The sequence below is a fragment of the Streptomyces sp. V3I7 genome (assembly GCF_030817495.1).
Taxonomy (GTDB): Bacteria; Actinomycetota; Actinomycetes; order Streptomycetales; family Streptomycetaceae; genus Streptomyces.
Window position 1 is genome coordinate 1943827 of sequence record NZ_JAUSZK010000001.1, and the last position, 15642, is coordinate 1959468.

The following is a 15642-nucleotide window of genomic DNA, read 5'->3' on the forward strand; positions in this document are numbered from 1 at the left end:
CCCGCACCCGTCTCACCTCAGGCGCAGCAGTCGGGGTCTAGACCACTGGGGAGGTGGTCTCCCGCGAAGACGGCGCAGGTGGCCTCGTGGCCGCCGAGGGCCGCGACCGCCAGGAGGAGGGCGCCAGCCGTCCAGGTGGTGAGCTCGCGGGGCCATACGGCGTCGTCGTCGAAGACGTACCCGGTCCAGTAGAGGCCGGACTCGGCGTCGCGCAGGTGCTGGATGGACTTGAGGATGTCCAGCGCCCGGTCGGACTCGCCCATCACCCAGAGCGCCAGGGCGAGTTCGGCGGACTCGCCGCCGGTGACCCAGGGGTTTGGGGCCACGCACCGGACACCCAGTCCGGGTACGACGAACCGCTCCCAGTCCTGTTCCATACGGGACTTGGCCGCGGTGCCGGTCAACGCGCCACCCAGGATGGGGTAGTACCAGTCCATCGAGTAGCGGTCCTTGTCGAGGAACCGCTCGGGGTGGCCGCTGATCGCGTGCCGCAGGGCGCCGAGCGCCAACTCCCAGTCGGGCTGGGGTTCTTCGCGCTGCTCGGCGATCGCGAGGGCGCAGCGCAGCGCCTGGTGGATGGAGGAGCTGCCGGTGAGCAGGGCGTCCGTCGTGGGGGTGCCGTCGGCGTCGCGCCGCCAGCCGATCTCGCCGCCGGGCCGCTGGAGCCGCAGGACCCACTCGATGGCCGCGACGACCGAGGGCCACATGCGGTCGAGGAAGGTGTCGTCGCCGGTCGACAGGTAGTGGTGCCAGACGCCGACGGCTATGTACGCGACGAAGTTCGACTCGCGGGAGGGGTCGGTGACGTCGTCGAAGGCGCCGTCCGCGTAGGCCGCGTACCAGGAGCCGTCCTCGTTCTGGTGCCGGGCGAGCCACAGGTAGGCGCGCTCGGCGGCCTCGTGCTCGCCGGCCGCGTCCAGGGCCATGGCGGCCTCGGTGTGGTCCCACGGGTCGAGGTGGTGCCCGCGGAACCAGGGGATCGCGCCGTCCTCCCGCTGCACGGCGAGGATGCCGCGGACGGTCTCGGCGGCCTGCTCGGCGGTCAGGACCCCGGGCAGGACGAGGTGTTCTGTCCGGGGGGTCGTCACTTGGCGTCCGCCTCGGAGAGCCGGGGCAGGTGGGGCTTGGTCGCGTACGCCACGAAGCTCTTGCCGATCAGCGGGTTCAGCGCCTGTTCGGCGACCCGGGTGGCCAGCGGCTTCTTCATGATGTCCCAGACCAGGAGCTTGTGGTACGCCCGCACCGGCAGCACCTTGTCGTTGTCGACGCCGAAGGCGCACTTCAGCCACCAGTACGGCGAGTGCAGCGCGTGCGCGTGATGCGTGCCGTACGGCCGCAGACCCGCCCCACGCATCTTGGCGAGGAGTTCGTCCGCCTTGTAGATGCGGATGTGCCCGCCCTCGACCTCGTGGTAGGCGTCGGACAGCGCCCAGCAGACCTTCTCGGGGCCGTAGCGCGGGACGGTGACGGCGATGCGGCCGCCGGGCTTGAGCACCCTCACCATCTCGGCGAGGACGCCCTTGTCGTCGGGGATGTGCTCCATGACCTCGGAGATGATGACGACGTCGAAGGACTCGTCGGGGAAGGGCAGGGCGAGGGCGTCGCCCTCCATGGCGGTCGCGGTGGCACCGGCCGGGGCCTCACCGGCCTCCTTCATCGCCGCGAACCACTTGGCGACCTCGCGGATCTCCTCGGCGTTCTGGTCGAGGGCCACGACCTGGGCGCCGCGCCGGTAGCACTCGAAGGCGTGCCGTCCGGCCCCGCAGCCGAGGTCCAGGACGCGGTCGCCCGGGGCGAGCGGGAACCGGGTGAAGTCGACGGTCAGCACGTGGCCCTGCTTTCGGGATAGACACCGGTGTCAGTCGTCGAGGCCGCCCCCGCGGCACTCGCTGCGGCCGCACGGCGGCCGGTCTTCGTCTCCCCCGAGAACACCGGACCGCCACCGCGAGAAGGCTCCGGCACGGCGACGACGGCAGCGTCCTGCGCTGCGCCGACGGGAGAACGGTCGTGCGTCGCGCCGGTGGCCGAGTGATCCCGCGGTACGTCGGCTGGAAAACGCTCGTGCGCCGCGCCCGCAGGCTCGTGCGCCGGGACCTCGTCCTGCGCCGCACGCACCCCGCTCCCGGCAGGGCTCGCCGGAACCGCGGGCGCGGGCGACCCGCCCGGCAGCGCGCCGACGGCGGCGTGGTCCTGCACCGCGCCGACGAGAGAGCGGTCCTGGACCGCGGCAGCGGGTTCGTGGGCTGAAGCCGCGCCAACGGCTGCGGCCGGGAGTTCGTCCTGCGCCGCGGCAGCGGCCTGGTCCTCCCGCACCGCGTTCGTGGCAGGGCTCGCCGGAACCGCGGGCGCGGGCGACCCGCCCGGCAGCGCGCCGACGGCTGCGGCGTCCCGCACGGCAGCGGCCTGGTCGTCCCGGACCGCGATCGCGCTCGTGGCGAGGTCCGACGAACCGGCGTGCGCGGCCGAGCCGGTCGGCATCGGGGCTCCGGAACCGGCCGGGCGGCCCGAGGGCACGCCTCCCGAGCGGCTCGCCGGGCGGCTCGGGGCGGCGGCTCGGGCGATCGCTTCGCGGTAGCGGGCCGCCGTTCCTTCGGCGGCTCGGGCCCAGGTGAAGTTCTTCAGGACTCGGTCGCGGCCCGCGGCGCCGAGGCGGGCTCGGAGTTCGGGGTCGGCCAGGAGGCGGTTCAGGCCCGCGGCCAGGGCGTCCGCGTCGCCGGTCGGCACCGCCAGGCAGGTCTCGCCGTCGGGGCCCGCGACCTCGGGGATCGCGCCGCCGGTCGTGGCGAGGAGCGGGGTGCCGGTGGCCATGGCCTCGGCGGCGGGCAGGGAGAAGCCCTCGTACAGCGACGGCACGCAGGCGACCTCGGCCGAGCGGACCAGGTCGACGAGTTCGGCGTCGGAGATGCCCTTGACGAACTCGACGGCGCCTTCCAGGCCGTAGCGCTCGATGGCCTGGGCGACCGGCCCGTCCTCGGCGCGCTTGCCGACGACGACGAGGTGGGCGGCGGGGTGCTCGGTGCGCACCTTCGCCAGCGCCTCGACGAGGAAGACCAGGCCCTTGAGCGGCACGTCGGCGCTGGAGGTGGTCACGATCCGGCCCGGCACTCGCGCGATCGACGGGTCGGGCGAGAACAGGTCGGTGTCGGCGCCGATGTGGACGACGTGGATGCGGTCGTCCCGCACGCCGAGGTGGTCCACGATCTCCTGGCGCGAGGTCCCGGAGACGGTGAGGACGGACGGCAGCCGGCGCGAGACGCGCTTCTGCATGCGCGTGAAGGCGTACCACCGGCGTACGGAGTAGCGGCGCTTCCAGTCACCGGCGGCGTCGAGTTCCAACTGCCGGTCCACGGTGATGGGGTGGTGGATCGTGGTGACGAGCGGCGCGCCGATGTCGCCCAACAGGCCGTAGCCGAGCGTCTGGTTGTCGTGCACGACGTCGAACTCCCCGCGCCGGGCGCGCAGATGACGGCGCGCCCGCAGGGAGAACGTCAGCGGCTCGGGAAACCCGCCGGTCCACATCGTGCCGACCTCGAGCGCGTCGATCCAGTCGCGGTACTCGTCGCGCTTCGGGGTGCGGAAGGGGTCGGGCTGGCGGTAGAGGTCGAGGCTGGGCAGTTCGGTCAGGCTCAGGCGCCCGGAATAGTCCTCGTGTTCGTCGAGCACGGGGTACGGCTGCGAGCCGATGACCTCCACCCGGTGGCCGAGCCGGGCCAGCTCACGGGAGAGGTGCCGTACGTAGACGCCCTGGCCGCCGCAGAACGGGTTGCCCTTGTAGGTGAGGAGGGCGATGTTGAGCGGTCGCCCCCCATCGGCCGCGGGGCCGTCACCGGCACCCGCATCGCTGGCCTCAGCGGTCACCCTGGGCCCCCTTCTCCCTGCACCATTCCGCGAGATTACGCGTGGCGTTAATCTAGAACAAGTTACAGACTTGATCGTTCAAGAGGCTCTGAATCTACCGGCAGGTAGGGGCGCTGCGAGCTGTGGATCAGGTGATTCACGCCACGGCCGGAGCCCCCTGCCCTGCGGTCCGGTCACACGTACTCACCGACCGTCACGGAACGGGACCCATGCCTGCGGAAGCCAAGGTCGCACCGAGAGCCGTACCGCCGACGCGGCAGTCCGCGCCGCCCCTGACGGCGCGGCAGGAGGCGCGCCGGCGCCGGATCCTGGAGACGAGCGCGCGGCTGGCCGCTCGGGGCGGCTTCGACGCGGTGCAGATGCGGGAGGTCGCCGAGGACTCGCAGGTGGCGCTCGGCACGCTCTACCGCTACTTCCCGTCCAAGGTGCACCTGTTGGTGGCCACGATGCAGGACCAGTTGGAGCGCCTGCACGCCACCCTGGGCGGGCGGCCCCCGAAGGGGGACACGGCGAGCGAGCGGGTGGCGCGGACGCTGATGCGGGCCTTCCGCTCACTGCAGCGCGAGCCGCAGCTCGCCGGCGCCATGGTGCGCGCCCTGAGCTTCGCGGACCGCGGTGTGTCGGCGGAGGTCGACCGGGTCTCGCGGCAGACCACGGCGATCATCCTGGACGCGACGGGACTGAAGGACCCCACCCCGGAGCAGCTCTCCGCGGTCCGCGTCATCGAGCACACCTGGCACTCGGCGCTGATCACCTGGGTGTCGGGGCGCGCGTCCATCGAGCAGGTCAGGACCGACATCGAGACGGTGTGCCGGCTCATCGACTAGAGCCGCATCAGGGCACAGAAAATCAGGGGCACATAGTCAGGGCACACAAAAAACCTACGAAACGGGTTCCCTTCGCCGGTATTACCCGGATCAGGTACTAGGGGTCGCCTTCCAGCCTTACTGCTGCTTTCAGGCCTCTCAGTTACGACCGTCGACGTCGGCCTCAATGGATGCTTTACGCGTCCATCAAAGTCGGCTACTCCGGTCGAACTCCCTCACTCGTTCCGTAGGCCACTTACAGGATAGAACACCCCATACCCGATGCAACACCCCGAACGGGAAGATTTTTTCACCCTTTCACGGGACCGCCGCCACCCCTCAGCATTACGGCTACGGGCCGGTAGAGTGTGCGCGTCGTCATCACACCCGTACGGGGGGAAGCCGGTGCAATTCCGGCGCTGACCCGCAACCGTGAGCCGCTCCGCGAGGACCGGTGAGCCGGACTGCCCCGCCCGGACGTGACCGGCTCACGTGCGCCGGCACCCGCCCGCGTACGGCACCGTCGAGGTTTACGGAGCCGAGCCGCCCGGGGTTCTCCCGTGTGCTGCCCGGCTCCCCCGCAGGGAGAGGCACCCGCCCGACCATGAACGTCCTCCGCAGCGCTGCTGCCCTGGCCGCAGTCGGCGTGCTCGCCGCCGCCACGCCCGCCATAGCCGACGGCGCTTCGCCGTCCGCGTCCCCGAAGCCGCCGGCGCTCCCGTCCGGTCTGTACGGGAAGACGGACCCGAAGTACGACGGCGTCTGGCGCCAGTCGCTGGCACTGCTCGCCCAGCGCACCGTGCACGTGACCCCCGCCCCCAAGGCCGTGGACTGGCTGACCGGGCAGCAGTGCGCGAGCGGCGCCTTCCCGGCCTTCCGCGCCGAGCCCCGCAAGGCGTGCGACGCCAAGGTCATGGTCGACACCAACAGCACGGCCGCCGCCGTCCAGGCCCTGGCGGCGACCGGCGGCCACAGCGACGTCACCAAGTCGGCGATCGCCTGGCTGAAGTCCGCGCAGAACAAGGACGGCGGCTGGGGCTACACGGCCGGCGGCCCCAGCGACGCGAACTCCACCGCCGTCGTCATCGGCGCCCTCGCGGCCACCGGGACGAAGCCCGCGGACGTCGTCAAGGACGGCAAGTCCCCCTACGACGCGCTCCTGACGTTCGCCCTGCCCTGCTCCGGCGACGACGCGGGCGCCTTCGCCTACCAGCCCGACAAGAAGGGGAAGCTGGCCGCCAACGCGGACGCGACCGCGGCGGCCGTGCTGGGCGCGCTCGGCCAGGGCATGGCCGCGGGCGCGGGCAAGGACGCCGCGAAGGAGGACGGCAAGAAGGCCGGCGCCGGCTGCACCGACTCCGGCAAGGCCACCCCCGAGCGGGCCGCGGCCAACGGCGCCGCCTACCTCGCCGACGCCGTCGCGAAGACCGGTCACCTCACGTCCGTGATGCCCGGCGCCGACGCCCAGCCCGACTTCGGCAACACCGCGGACGCGGTCGTCGCGCTCGCCGCCCAGGGCGGCACCGAGCGCACCGGCAAGCCGCTGAAGTGGCTGGAGAAGAACGCCTCCGCCTGGGCCGGGCAGAGCGGCCCGGCCGCCTACGCCCAGCTGATCTTCGCGGCCCACGCCGCCGGCACCGACCCGCACGACTTCGGCGGCATGGACCTCGTGCGCGCACTGAACGCGACCGGCCCTGCGCCGGCGGTCCAGCCCAAGCCCAAGCCCGCCGTGGAGGACGAGCAGAAGTCGGGCGGCCGCGGCTGGTGGATCGGCGGTGCCGGTCTCGTCGCGGGCATCGGCGTCGGCCTCCTGTACAGCGGTCGCAAGAAGAAGCAGCAGCAGGCGTGACCACCGTCCGCCGTGCCGCGCTCCTGCTCCTGGCCGGGTTCCTCCTGTGGGGGACCGCCGGCCAGGCGCAGGCCGCGGGCTACCGCTACTGGTCCTTCTGGGAGCGCGGCGGCGACCACTGGACGTACGCCACCGAGGGCCCGGCGACCGCCCGCCCCGCCGACGGCGCCGTCCAGGGCTTCCGCTTCTCCGTGAGCGAGGACTCGGCCGACGCCACGCGCCCGCGCGGCGACGCGGACTTCGGCTCGATCTGTGGGAAGACCCCCGCCCGCGAGCACCGCAAGCGGGTGGCACTGGTCCTCGACTTCGGTACGGCGGCCGACGCCCCGTCGGGCGAGGGGCCCCCGAAGTCCCGGACCGCCTGCGCGGTGGTCTCCCCTGACGCGACCACGGCCGAGGCCCTGGCCGCCGTCGCCAAGCCGCTGCGCTATGACACCAACGCCCTGCTGTGCGCCATCGCGGGGTATCCGCGGCAGGGCTGCGGCGAGCAGGTGGCGGCGCGGCCCGGCGGCGCGAAGCCCGCGACCGCTCCGCAGAAGCCGGCCGCCGCTGATCACGGCCCGTCCGTCGGGCTGCTGGCGGGGGCGGGTGCGGTGGCGCTGCTGGGCGTGGCCGCGGTGTGGCAGGCACGGCGGCGCCGGGATGCGTGAGCGCCGCGGCCCTGCCTCCGTGCACCCCGGCGCGTGGTGGCTGTGGTCCCTCGGACTGGGGACCGCGGCCACCCGCACCACCAACCCCCTCCTGCTCGCCCTTCTCATAGCCGCGGCGGGGTATGTGGTGGCCACCCACCGCACCGCCGCCCCCTGGTCCCGCTCCTACGCGGCCTTCGCCAAGCTCGCCCTCGCCGTCCTGCTCATCCGCCTGGTGTTCGCGGTGGTCCTCGGCTCCCCGATCCCCGGCACGCACGTGATCGCCACTCTGCCCGAAGTCCCGCTGCCCCACTGGGCGCAGGGCATCCGGCTCGGCGGCCGGGTCACGGCCGAGGCGATGGTCTTCGCCCTGTACGACGGCCTCAAGCTGGCCACGCTCCTCATCTGCGTCGGCGCCGCCAACGCCCTCGCCAACCCGGCCCGGCTCCTCAAGTCCCTGCCGGGCGCCCTGTACGAGACGGGCGTGGCCGTGGTCGTCGCCCTCACCTTCGCGCCGAACCTCATCGCCGACGTCCAGCGGCTGCGTGCCGCCCGCCGGCTGCGCGGCCGTCCGGACAGCGGGCTGCGCGGACTGCTCCAGGTGGGGCTGCCGGTGCTGGAGGGCGCCCTGGAGCGCTCGGTGGCGCTCGCCGCCTCGATGGACGCCCGCGGCTACGGACGTACCGCCGACGTGCCCGCCCCCGTCCGCCGTACGACCGCCGTCCTCACCCTCGGTGGGCTGCTCGGCGTCTGCGCGGGGACGTACGGGCTGCTCACCGCGGAGGGCGGCGCCTACGGGCTGCCGGTGCTGGCCGTCTCGGCCGCCGCCGCGCTCGCGGGGCTGCGCCTCGGCGGCCGCCGTTCGCCGCGCACCCGCTACCGGCCGGACCCCTGGAACGCGCGCGCCTGGCTGGTCGCCGGGTCCGGCACCGCCGTCGCCGCGCTGCTCTCCCTCGCGGCGGTCCGCGATCCCGCCGCCCTGCACCCCGGAGTCGTCCCGCTCGCCGCGCCCGCGCTGCCGCTGTGGCCGGCGGCGGCCGTACTCCTCGCCCTGACACCGGCCTTCGTCGCCCCCAAGGAGCCGTCGTGATCCGCTTCGAGGACGTCAGCGTCACCTACGACGGTGCGGCCGAACCCACCGTGCGCGGCGTGGACTTCGAGGTCCCGGAGGGTGAACTCGTCCTGCTGGTCGGCCCGTCGGGCGTGGGCAAGTCCACGGTCCTCGGCGCGGTCAGCGGGCTCGTCCCGCACTTCACCGGCGGCACCCTGCGCGGCCGGGTCACGGTCGCCGGCCGCGACACCCGCACCCACAAGCCCCGCGAACTGGCCGACGTCGTCGGCACGGTGGGCCAGGATCCGCTCGCCCACTTCGTGACGGACACGGTCGAGGACGAACTCGCGTACGGGATGGAGTCGTTGGGACTCGCGCCCGCCGTGATGCGGCGCCGGGTGGAGGAGACCCTCGACCTCCTCGGCCTCGCCGCCCTGCGCGACCGTCCCATCGCCACCCTCTCCGGCGGCCAGCAGCAGCGCGTCGCGATCGGCTCGGTCCTCACCCCGCACCCCGAGGTGCTCGTCCTCGACGAGCCGACCTCGGCGCTCGACCCGGCGGCCGCGGAGGAGGTCCTCGCCGTCCTCCAGCGCCTGGTCCACGACCTCGGCACGACGGTCCTGATGGCCGAGCACCGCCTGGAGCGGGTGATCCAGTACGCCGACCGGGTCGCCCTGCTGCCCGCGCCGGGCGCGGCCCCGGTCCTCGGCACCCCGGCCGAGGTGATGGCCGTCGCCCCGGTGTACCCGCCGGTGGTGGACCTGGGCCGGCTGGCGGGCTGGTCTCCGCTGCCCCTGACGGTGCGCGACGCCCGCCGCCGGGCGGGCGACCTCCGCGAACGCCTCGCCGCCCACTGCCCGGCCCCGCACCCGGGGCTCCCTGGCATGCGCGAGCCGAGCGCCCCCGCGCGCGAGGAGCCACGGCCCCCCGCCCCCGCCACGCCACGATCCGCGGCCCGCGAGCCGGGCCGACCCGAGGAGCCACGGCCCTCCGTCCCCACCGCGCCACGATCCGCGATCCGCGAGCCGGGCCGACCCACGTCCCACGCTCCGTCCGCAGCCGCCGCCACCACGGAAACGCCCCTGCCCGCAGCGCACAGCCCCGAGGCACCCGAACCCCCCACCTACGAAGCCACCCAAGCCGCGCCTTCCGAGACAGGCCGACCCCCGGCCCACGCCCCGTCCGCAGCCGCCGCCACGAAAACGCCCCCGCCCGCAGCGCACAGGCCCGAGACACCCGAACCCCCCACCCACGAAGCCACCCAAGCCGCGCCTTCCGAGGCAGGCCGACCCCCGGCCCACACTCCCTCCGCAGCCGCCGCCACGAAAACGCCCCCGCCCGCAGCGCACAGGCCCGAGACACCCGAGCCCCCCACCCACGGCGCCACCCAAGCCGGGCCTTCCAGCGAGCCCGAGCCCGCCCCCCGCTCCTTCCTCTCCCTCCTCCGCCGCCTCCGCAAGCGCACTCCCGACGCCACGGCCCCCACCTCCGCGCCGGTCGCCGAGGTGCGCGGGCTCGCCGTGCGCCGGGCCCGCGTCCAGGCGCTGCGGCACGTCGACCTCACCGTCACCCCGGGCGAGACCATCGCCCTCATGGGCCGTAACGGCGCCGGCAAGTCCACGCTGCTGGGATCGCTCGTCGGGCTCGTCGAGCCGACGTCCGGTTCCGTGCGGGTCGGCGGGGCGGTCCCCCATCGCACCGCGCCGCGCGAACTGGTGCGCCGCGTCGGCCTCGTACCGCAGGAGCCCCGCGATCTGCTGTACGCCGACACGGTCGCCGCCGAGTGCGCGGCCGCCGACCGGGACGCGCAGGCCGAGCCCGGCACCTGCCGCGCGCTGGTCGGCGAACTGCTCCCGGGGATCGCCGACGACACGCACCCGCGCGACCTGTCCGAGGGCCAGCGGCTGGCGCTCGCCCTGGCCGTCGTGCTGACCGCCCGCCCTCCCCTGCTCCTGCTGGACGAGCCGACCCGCGGCCTGGACTACGCGGCGAAGGCCCGCCTGGTCGCCGTGCTTCGTGGCCTCGCCGCGCAGGGGCACGCGATCGTGCTGGCCACCCACGACGTGGAGCTGGCCGCCGAACTCGCCCACCGGGTCGTGCTGCTGGCCGAGGGCGAGGTGATCGCGGACGGGCCGACGGCGGACATCGTGGTCTCCTCCCCCTCCTTCGCCCCGCAGGTCACCAAGATCCTCGCCCCGCAGAAGTGGCTCACGGTCGCCCAGGTACGAAAGGCACTCGCGTGAGCACGACCACCCGCACCACCACTCGCCAGTCCCGCCCCATCCGCCTCGGCCCGCGCTCCACCGCCGCCCTGATCCTGGTCAGCGCGGTCGGGCTCGTCGCCTTCGGGTGGCCCTTCCTCGCCCCGCCCGGCTCGCAGCTGAGCGCCCACGCGCAGGACGCGCCCTGGCTCTTCGCGGGGCTGCTGGTGCTCCTCGTCGCCGTCGTCGCCGCGACGATCTCCGAGTCGGGGCTCGGCCCGAAGGCCGTGGCCATGCTGGGCGTGCTGGCCGCGACCGGGGCGGCCCTGCGCCCGATCGGCGCGGGCACCGCCGGGATCGAGCCCATGTTCTTCCTCATGGTGCTCAGCGGCCGCGTCCTCGGTCCGGGCTTCGGCTTCGTCCTCGGCTCCCTCACCATGTTCGCGTCCGCGCTGCTCACCGGCGGGGTGGGGCCCTGGATGCCGTTCCAGATGCTGGCGATGGGCTGGTTCTCGATGGGCGCGGGGCTGCTCCCCGGCGCCGACCGGCTGCGCGGCCGGGGGGAGCTGCTGCTGCTCGCGGGCTACGGCTTCCTCGCCGCCTTCGCCTACGGCACGGTCATGAACCTCGCGGGCTGGCCGTTCATGGGCGCGCTGGCCTCGAACATCGCCTTCGACGCGCACGCCGCGGTCCCCGCCAACCTGGCCCGCTTCGTCGCGTACTGCCTGGCCACCTCGCTCGGCTGGGACCTGGGCCGGGCCGTCTGCACCGTCGCCTTGACCCTGGCGCTCGGCCCGACGCTCCTGCGCGCCCTGCGCCGGGCCACACGCCGGGCGGCCTTCGAGACGGCGGCCGCCTTCGAGCGGTGACCGGCCCCACATGACGCACCTCACGTACGAGGCGCGATCGTAGACCTTTTCAACCGAATTGCAGCTATTTGCACGCCGCCTGACCTGCGGTTTGCGGCGCAGGTCACACACCTCCCCCCGCTCCCCAATTCGGCCGGAAATAGTAAAAGGGGGCATTGCGGGCACTTCTCGCAGCTGCTTCTCTGGACGAGTCGCCAGGCGCCACGAGCCCTCCCGGGCCGCGGCGCCGACGTATGCCCCCCGCCACGCGGCGGGCGCGCGTGGCTCCGTTCACGGCGACTCCCTGTCCCCCGCAGAAGAGGTTGTCCGTGTCTGTTTCGTCCGTCCGTCGTCTTGTCACCCCGAAGAAGGCCCTTGCCGGCGCCGCCATGGCAGCCGCCGCGACGGGCATGATCCTCTCCTCCGCGCCCGCACAGGCCGACACCGGATCCGCCTCCTCCGCCTCCGCTCAGGCGGTCGCGCACCGGATGATCCCGGACGCCGCGCAGTACCGGGCGTTCGACAAGATCGTCTCGCACGAGAGCGGCTGGAACATCCACGCCACCAACAGCTCCTCCGGTGCCTACGGCCTGGTCCAGGCGCTGCCCGCCTCGAAGATGTCGAGCGCCGGCACCGACTGGAAGGAGAACCCGGCCACGCAGATCAAGTGGGGCCTGGACTACATGAACTCCCGATACGGCAGCCCCGTCGACGCCTGGAACTTCTGGCAGGCCCACGGCTGGTACTGAGCCGGCCCGGACCCGCGCGGTCCGGACCTTAGTGCGCAACGGGCCCGGTTGCGCCGATCGAGAGCGATATGGATCACAAAAGAGTGTGGACATCCAGACCCCGGGCAGGTGCAGCGTGCCTGCATATACGACGTTTCGGCGCACTGTGTGACGACAGACGCACGACACGTGAGGGATGGATGTCCCCCTATGGTCGCTTTTCGACTTGCCGTAGCTGCGGGTCGACTGTCCCTGTCCCCGTCGAAAGGTAGGCGAGCTCCGTTTTGCCGGCCGCCACTGTCATCACTCAGCCCACCCGGACCGCATCGACGTCTCAGGCCCCACAGGCGTCCTCATCCCAGAAGGTCACCGTCACCGACCCGGCGCTCGTCAAGCGTGCCGTCCGGGCCGCCGCGCTGGGCAACGCGATGGAGTGGTTCGACTTCGGTGTCTACAGCTACATCGCTGTGACGCTGGGCAAGGTCTTCTTCCCGTCGGGCAACCCGACCGTCCAGCTGCTCTCCACCTTCGGCGCCTTCGCCGCGGCCTTCCTGGTCCGCCCCATCGGCGGCATGGTCTTCGGCCCGCTGGGCGACCGTGTGGGCCGGCAGAAGGTCCTCGCCCTCACGATGATCCTGATGGCGGCGGGCACGTTCGCCATCGGTCTGATCCCGTCCTACTCGCTGATCGGTGTCGGCGCTCCGATCCTGCTGCTGGTCGCGCGCATGCTCCAGGGCTTCTCGACCGGTGGTGAGTACGCGGGCGCCACGACGTTCATCGCCGAGTACGCGCCCGACAAGAAGCGCGGCTTCCTCGGCAGCTGGCTGGAGTTCGGCACGCTGGCGGGCTACATCGGCGGTGCCGGTATCGTCGCCGCGTTGACGGCCTTCCTGAGCGAGGGCGACCTGCTCTCCTGGGGCTGGCGCGTCCCGTTCCTGATCGCCGGTCCGATGGGTCTGATCGGCCTGTACCTGCGGATGAAGCTCGAGGAGACGCCGGCGTTCGCCGCGGAGCTGGAGAAGGCGGAGACCAACCGTCCCAAGGTTCCGCTGCGCGAGATGGTCATGGGTCAGTGGAAGACGCTGATCGTGTGCATGGCCCTGGTGCTCGTCTACAACGTCACCGACTACATGCTGCTGTCGTACATGCCGACGTACATGTCCAGTGAGCTCAAGTACGACGAGACGCACAGCCTGGTCGTGTCGCTGATCGTGATGGCGGGCATGATGATCGTCCAGCCGTTCGCGGGTGCCCTGACCGACCGGGTCGGCATGCGTCCGGTGATCGGTGCGGGCTGTGTGGGCTTCCTGGCCCTGTCCATCCCCGCCCTGATGCTGATCCGTGAGGGCAGCATGCTCGGCGTCAGCCTCGGTATGGGTGCCTTCGGTCTGCTGCTGGTCTGCTTCACCGCGTCGATGCCCTCGGCCCTGCCGGCCCTGTTCCCGACCCGGGTCCGCTACGGCTCGCTGTCGATCGGCTTCAACTTCTCGGTGTCGCTGTTCGGTGGTACGACCCCGCTGGTCACCACCGCCCTGATCAGCGCCACCGGCAACATGATGATGCCCGCCTACTACATGATGGCGGCGGCGGTCATCGGTGGCTTCGCCGTCTGGCGCATGGCCGAGTCCGCGGGCCGTCCGCTCCCGGGCTCCCCGCCGGCCGTGGAGGCGACCCGCTAGTCGCCTCGCGCCCTCTTCGCACCCCCGCACTGCGGCGGGCCGGGCACTGCCCGGCCCGCCGCAGTGCGTTGTGCCCGGTGCCGCCCGCCGGTCAGGGGCACACTGGCGGTGGCGGAAAAAGCGGGTACTCGACCCGTACGGGACACGGAAAGGCAAGGGGCCAATGAGCGGCTCGCAGCTCTGGGACGACGTCGACTTCTACTTCACCACCCATCTCGCGCCGGACGACGAGGCGCTTCAGGCGTGCCTGCGCGAGAGCGAGGCCGCCGGGCTGCCGCACGTCAACGTGACCGCGAACCAGGGCAAGTTCCTCCATCTCCTCGCCCAGATCCAGGACGTCCGCCACATCCTGGAGATCGGCACGCTGGGGGGCTACAGCACCATCTGGCTCGGCCGCGCGCTGCCCGCCGACGGCCGGCTGATCTCGCTGGAGTACAGCCCGCGGCACGCCGAGGTCGCCACCCGCAACATCGCCCGGGCGGGGCTGGACAAGATCACCGAGGTGCGGGTCGGCCCGGCCCTGGAGTCGCTGCCCAAGCTGGCCGACGAGAACCCGGCCCCCTTCGACCTGGTCTTCATCGACGCCGACAAGGCCAACAACGCGCGCTACGTGGAGTGGGCGCTGAAGCTCGCGCGCACCGGCAGCCTGATCATCATCGACAACGTCGTACGCGGTGGCCGGGTGATCGACGCCGAGAGCGCGGAGCAAGACGTGCGCGGCACCCGCGCCGCGATCGAGCTGATCGCCTCCCACCCGAGGCTGAGCGGCACGGCGATCCAGACGGTGGGCAGCAAGGGGTACGACGGCTTCGCGCTGGCGCGGGTGCTGGCCTGACGCCGGCCGTGGGCACAATGGGGGCATGACCGAGCGCAAGCCTCCCGGCGTCCCGTTCGAGTCCTGGGTCGACCGGCAGATCCGCACCGCGCAGGCGCGCGGCGAGTTCGACGGGCTCCCGGGCGAGGGCGAACCGCTGCCGCCGGGCACCGACACCTCGTACGACGAACTGTGGTGGATCAAGCGCAAGATGGCCCGCGAGGGCCTGTCGGTGCTGCCTCCGTCCCTGGCCCTGCGCAAGGAGGCGGAGGACGCGCTGGCCGCGGCGTACGCGGCGCCCTCGGAGCAGCTAGCGCGGAGGATCATCACCGACATCAACGTCAGGATCCGCGACATGATGTTCAGGCCGCCGCCCGGCCCTCCGCTGGGCATGAAGCCGTACGACGTCGAGGAGGTCGCGCGCGAGTGGCGCGAGCTGCGGAAACCGCCTCGCGGAGCGGCCGGCGTCTAGTAGGGCCTGTCCGGCGGATCATGCCGCAGACGCGGGGTCTGGCACGCCCATCTGCGGCGTTGTCGTCGGTTGCCGACGCTCCGCGTCGACGCCCTCCTCCGCCTTGCAGCTGAACGCACCAGACCCCGCTCACCTACACTGATCAGGCACCGTAGCTTTCCTGCGACCTTATCCGCCGGACAGGCCCTAGCCGACAATGCCCCGCATGACCCACGCGTCCTGGACCATCGCCCCCGAACCCTTCGGCTCCCCCGTCGCCGCCGCGCTCTGGCGGGCGTACTTCACCGAGGTCAGCGATCGCTGGTACCTGCGATTCGAGGGGCGCCGTACGGCCCCGGACGAGCTGGAGAAGGGGCTCGTCTCGCACGCCGGACGCGATCTGACGCCACCAGGCGGGCAGTTGATGGTCGCTCGGTACGGTGGTGAGCCCGTCGGCTGTGCGGGCGTACGACTACTGGAGCGGGGCACGGCCGAGTTGACCCGTGTCTTCGTGCACAAGGAGCTGCGTGGCAAGGGCGGCGCCGCACTGCTGGTGCGCGCCGCCGAGGACGCCGCCCGTGCGCTCGGAGCCACGCGGATGATCCTCGACACCCGCGGCGACCTGGTGGAGGCCCGCGCGCTGTACGCCCGCCTCGGCTACACGGAGACCGAGCCGCACAACGACGACAAGTACGCCGAGCACTGGTTCCGCAAGGACCTCGGCTGAC

At 72.8% G+C, this 15642-nt stretch carries 14 protein-coding genes and 2 riboswitches; of the genes, 11 read left to right on the top strand and 3 right to left on the bottom strand.

What is annotated here, in order from left to right:
- Positions 1–17: 17 nt before the first annotated feature.
- Genes QFZ74_RS09150 through QFZ74_RS30410 form a run of 3 tightly spaced genes read right to left on the bottom strand, consistent with a single transcriptional unit; the run spans position 18 to position 3858 of the window.
- Positions 18–1088 carry a prenyltransferase gene (locus QFZ74_RS09150; RefSeq protein WP_307620301.1) on the bottom strand — a complete coding sequence of 357 codons (1071 nt, stop codon included), beginning with the start codon at positions 1086–1088 and terminating at the stop codon, positions 18–20.
- Positions 1085–1828 carry a class I SAM-dependent methyltransferase gene (locus tag QFZ74_RS09155; RefSeq protein ID WP_307620302.1) on the bottom strand — a complete coding sequence of 248 codons (744 nt, stop codon included), beginning with the start codon at positions 1826–1828 and terminating at the stop codon, positions 1085–1087. Before QFZ74_RS09155 ends, QFZ74_RS09150 begins: the two co-directional genes overlap by 4 nt.
- Positions 1822–3858 (bottom strand): glycosyltransferase family 4 protein, encoded by a 2037-nt coding sequence (locus QFZ74_RS30410; RefSeq protein WP_373462361.1) that lies wholly within the window; start codon positions 3856–3858, stop codon positions 1822–1824. Before QFZ74_RS30410 ends, QFZ74_RS09155 begins: the two co-directional genes overlap by 7 nt.
- Before the next feature lie 209 nt (positions 3859–4067).
- Here QFZ74_RS30410 and QFZ74_RS09165 point away from each other — a divergent pair, with 209 nt between their 5' ends.
- The 11 genes from QFZ74_RS09165 to QFZ74_RS09215 all read left to right on the top strand — a co-directional run bounded on the left by QFZ74_RS09165 (position 4068) and on the right by QFZ74_RS09215 (position 15641).
- A complete protein-coding gene (locus QFZ74_RS09165) occupies positions 4068–4685 on the top strand; it encodes a TetR family transcriptional regulator (protein WP_307620303.1) in 618 nt (205 codons plus the stop codon).
- Between the two features lie 50 nt (positions 4686–4735).
- A riboswitch (TPP riboswitch) is annotated at positions 4736–4912 on the bottom strand.
- Positions 4913–5002: 90 nt separating this feature from the next.
- Positions 5003–5156: riboswitch (cobalamin riboswitch) on the top strand.
- Between the two features lie 112 nt (positions 5157–5268).
- A complete protein-coding gene (locus tag QFZ74_RS09170) occupies positions 5269–6513 on the top strand; it encodes a prenyltransferase/squalene oxidase repeat-containing protein (protein ID WP_307620304.1) in 1245 nt (414 codons plus the stop codon).
- Positions 6510–7163, top strand: coding sequence for an SCO2322 family protein (locus QFZ74_RS09175; RefSeq protein ID WP_307620305.1), 654 nt, complete (start codon positions 6510–6512; stop codon positions 7161–7163). Before QFZ74_RS09170 ends, QFZ74_RS09175 begins: the two co-directional genes overlap by 4 nt.
- The gene (locus QFZ74_RS09180) at positions 7156–8232 is read left to right on the top strand and encodes a CbiQ family ECF transporter T component (protein WP_307620306.1); all 1077 of its coding nucleotides are present in this window, start codon (positions 7156–7158) and stop codon (positions 8230–8232) included. Before QFZ74_RS09175 ends, QFZ74_RS09180 begins: the two co-directional genes overlap by 8 nt.
- On the top strand, positions 8229–10436 hold the full coding sequence (locus tag QFZ74_RS09185) for an ATP-binding cassette domain-containing protein (RefSeq protein WP_307620307.1): 2208 nt from the start codon (positions 8229–8231) through the stop codon (positions 10434–10436). Before QFZ74_RS09180 ends, QFZ74_RS09185 begins: the two co-directional genes overlap by 4 nt.
- Positions 10433–11263 carry an ECF transporter S component gene (locus QFZ74_RS09190; RefSeq protein ID WP_307620308.1) on the top strand — a complete coding sequence of 277 codons (831 nt, stop codon included), beginning with the start codon at positions 10433–10435 and terminating at the stop codon, positions 11261–11263. The genes QFZ74_RS09185 and QFZ74_RS09190 overlap by 4 nt, the downstream gene beginning before the upstream one ends.
- A gap of 308 nt (positions 11264–11571) precedes the next feature.
- Positions 11572–11991, top strand: coding sequence for a transglycosylase SLT domain-containing protein (locus tag QFZ74_RS09195; RefSeq protein WP_307620309.1), 420 nt, complete (start codon positions 11572–11574; stop codon positions 11989–11991).
- 263 nt (positions 11992–12254) lie between these two features.
- The gene (locus QFZ74_RS09200) at positions 12255–13649 is read left to right on the top strand and encodes an MFS transporter (protein WP_307620310.1); all 1395 of its coding nucleotides are present in this window, start codon (positions 12255–12257) and stop codon (positions 13647–13649) included.
- A gap of 163 nt (positions 13650–13812) precedes the next feature.
- On the top strand, positions 13813–14484 hold the full coding sequence (locus tag QFZ74_RS09205) for an O-methyltransferase (protein ID WP_307620311.1): 672 nt from the start codon (positions 13813–13815) through the stop codon (positions 14482–14484).
- A gap of 25 nt (positions 14485–14509) precedes the next feature.
- On the top strand, positions 14510–14935 hold the full coding sequence (locus tag QFZ74_RS09210) for a DUF1992 domain-containing protein (protein WP_307620312.1): 426 nt from the start codon (positions 14510–14512) through the stop codon (positions 14933–14935).
- A 196-nt stretch (positions 14936–15131) separates the two neighbouring features.
- Positions 15132–15641 carry a GNAT family N-acetyltransferase gene (locus QFZ74_RS09215; RefSeq protein WP_307620313.1) on the top strand — a complete coding sequence of 170 codons (510 nt, stop codon included), beginning with the start codon at positions 15132–15134 and terminating at the stop codon, positions 15639–15641.
- The last annotated feature ends 1 nt before the right edge of the window (position 15642 follow it).

What these genes read in the sequence shown, in the direction of transcription:
- QFZ74_RS09215 (WP_307620313.1), top strand. Translation starts at nt 15,132, where the DNA reads ATGCCCCGCATGACCCACGCGTCCTGGACCATCGCCCCCGAACCCTTC.
- QFZ74_RS09205 (WP_307620311.1), top strand. Translation starts at nt 13,813, where the DNA reads ATGAGCGGCTCGCAGCTCTGGGACGACGTCGACTTCTACTTCACCACC.
- QFZ74_RS09180 (WP_307620306.1), top strand. Translation starts at nt 7,156, where the DNA reads ATGCGTGAGCGCCGCGGCCCTGCCTCCGTGCACCCCGGCGCGTGGTGG.
- QFZ74_RS09170 (WP_307620304.1), top strand. Translation starts at nt 5,269, where the DNA reads ATGAACGTCCTCCGCAGCGCTGCTGCCCTGGCCGCAGTCGGCGTGCTC.
- QFZ74_RS09165 (WP_307620303.1), top strand. Translation starts at nt 4,068, where the DNA reads ATGCCTGCGGAAGCCAAGGTCGCACCGAGAGCCGTACCGCCGACGCGG.
- QFZ74_RS09210 (WP_307620312.1), top strand. Translation starts at nt 14,510, where the DNA reads ATGACCGAGCGCAAGCCTCCCGGCGTCCCGTTCGAGTCCTGGGTCGAC.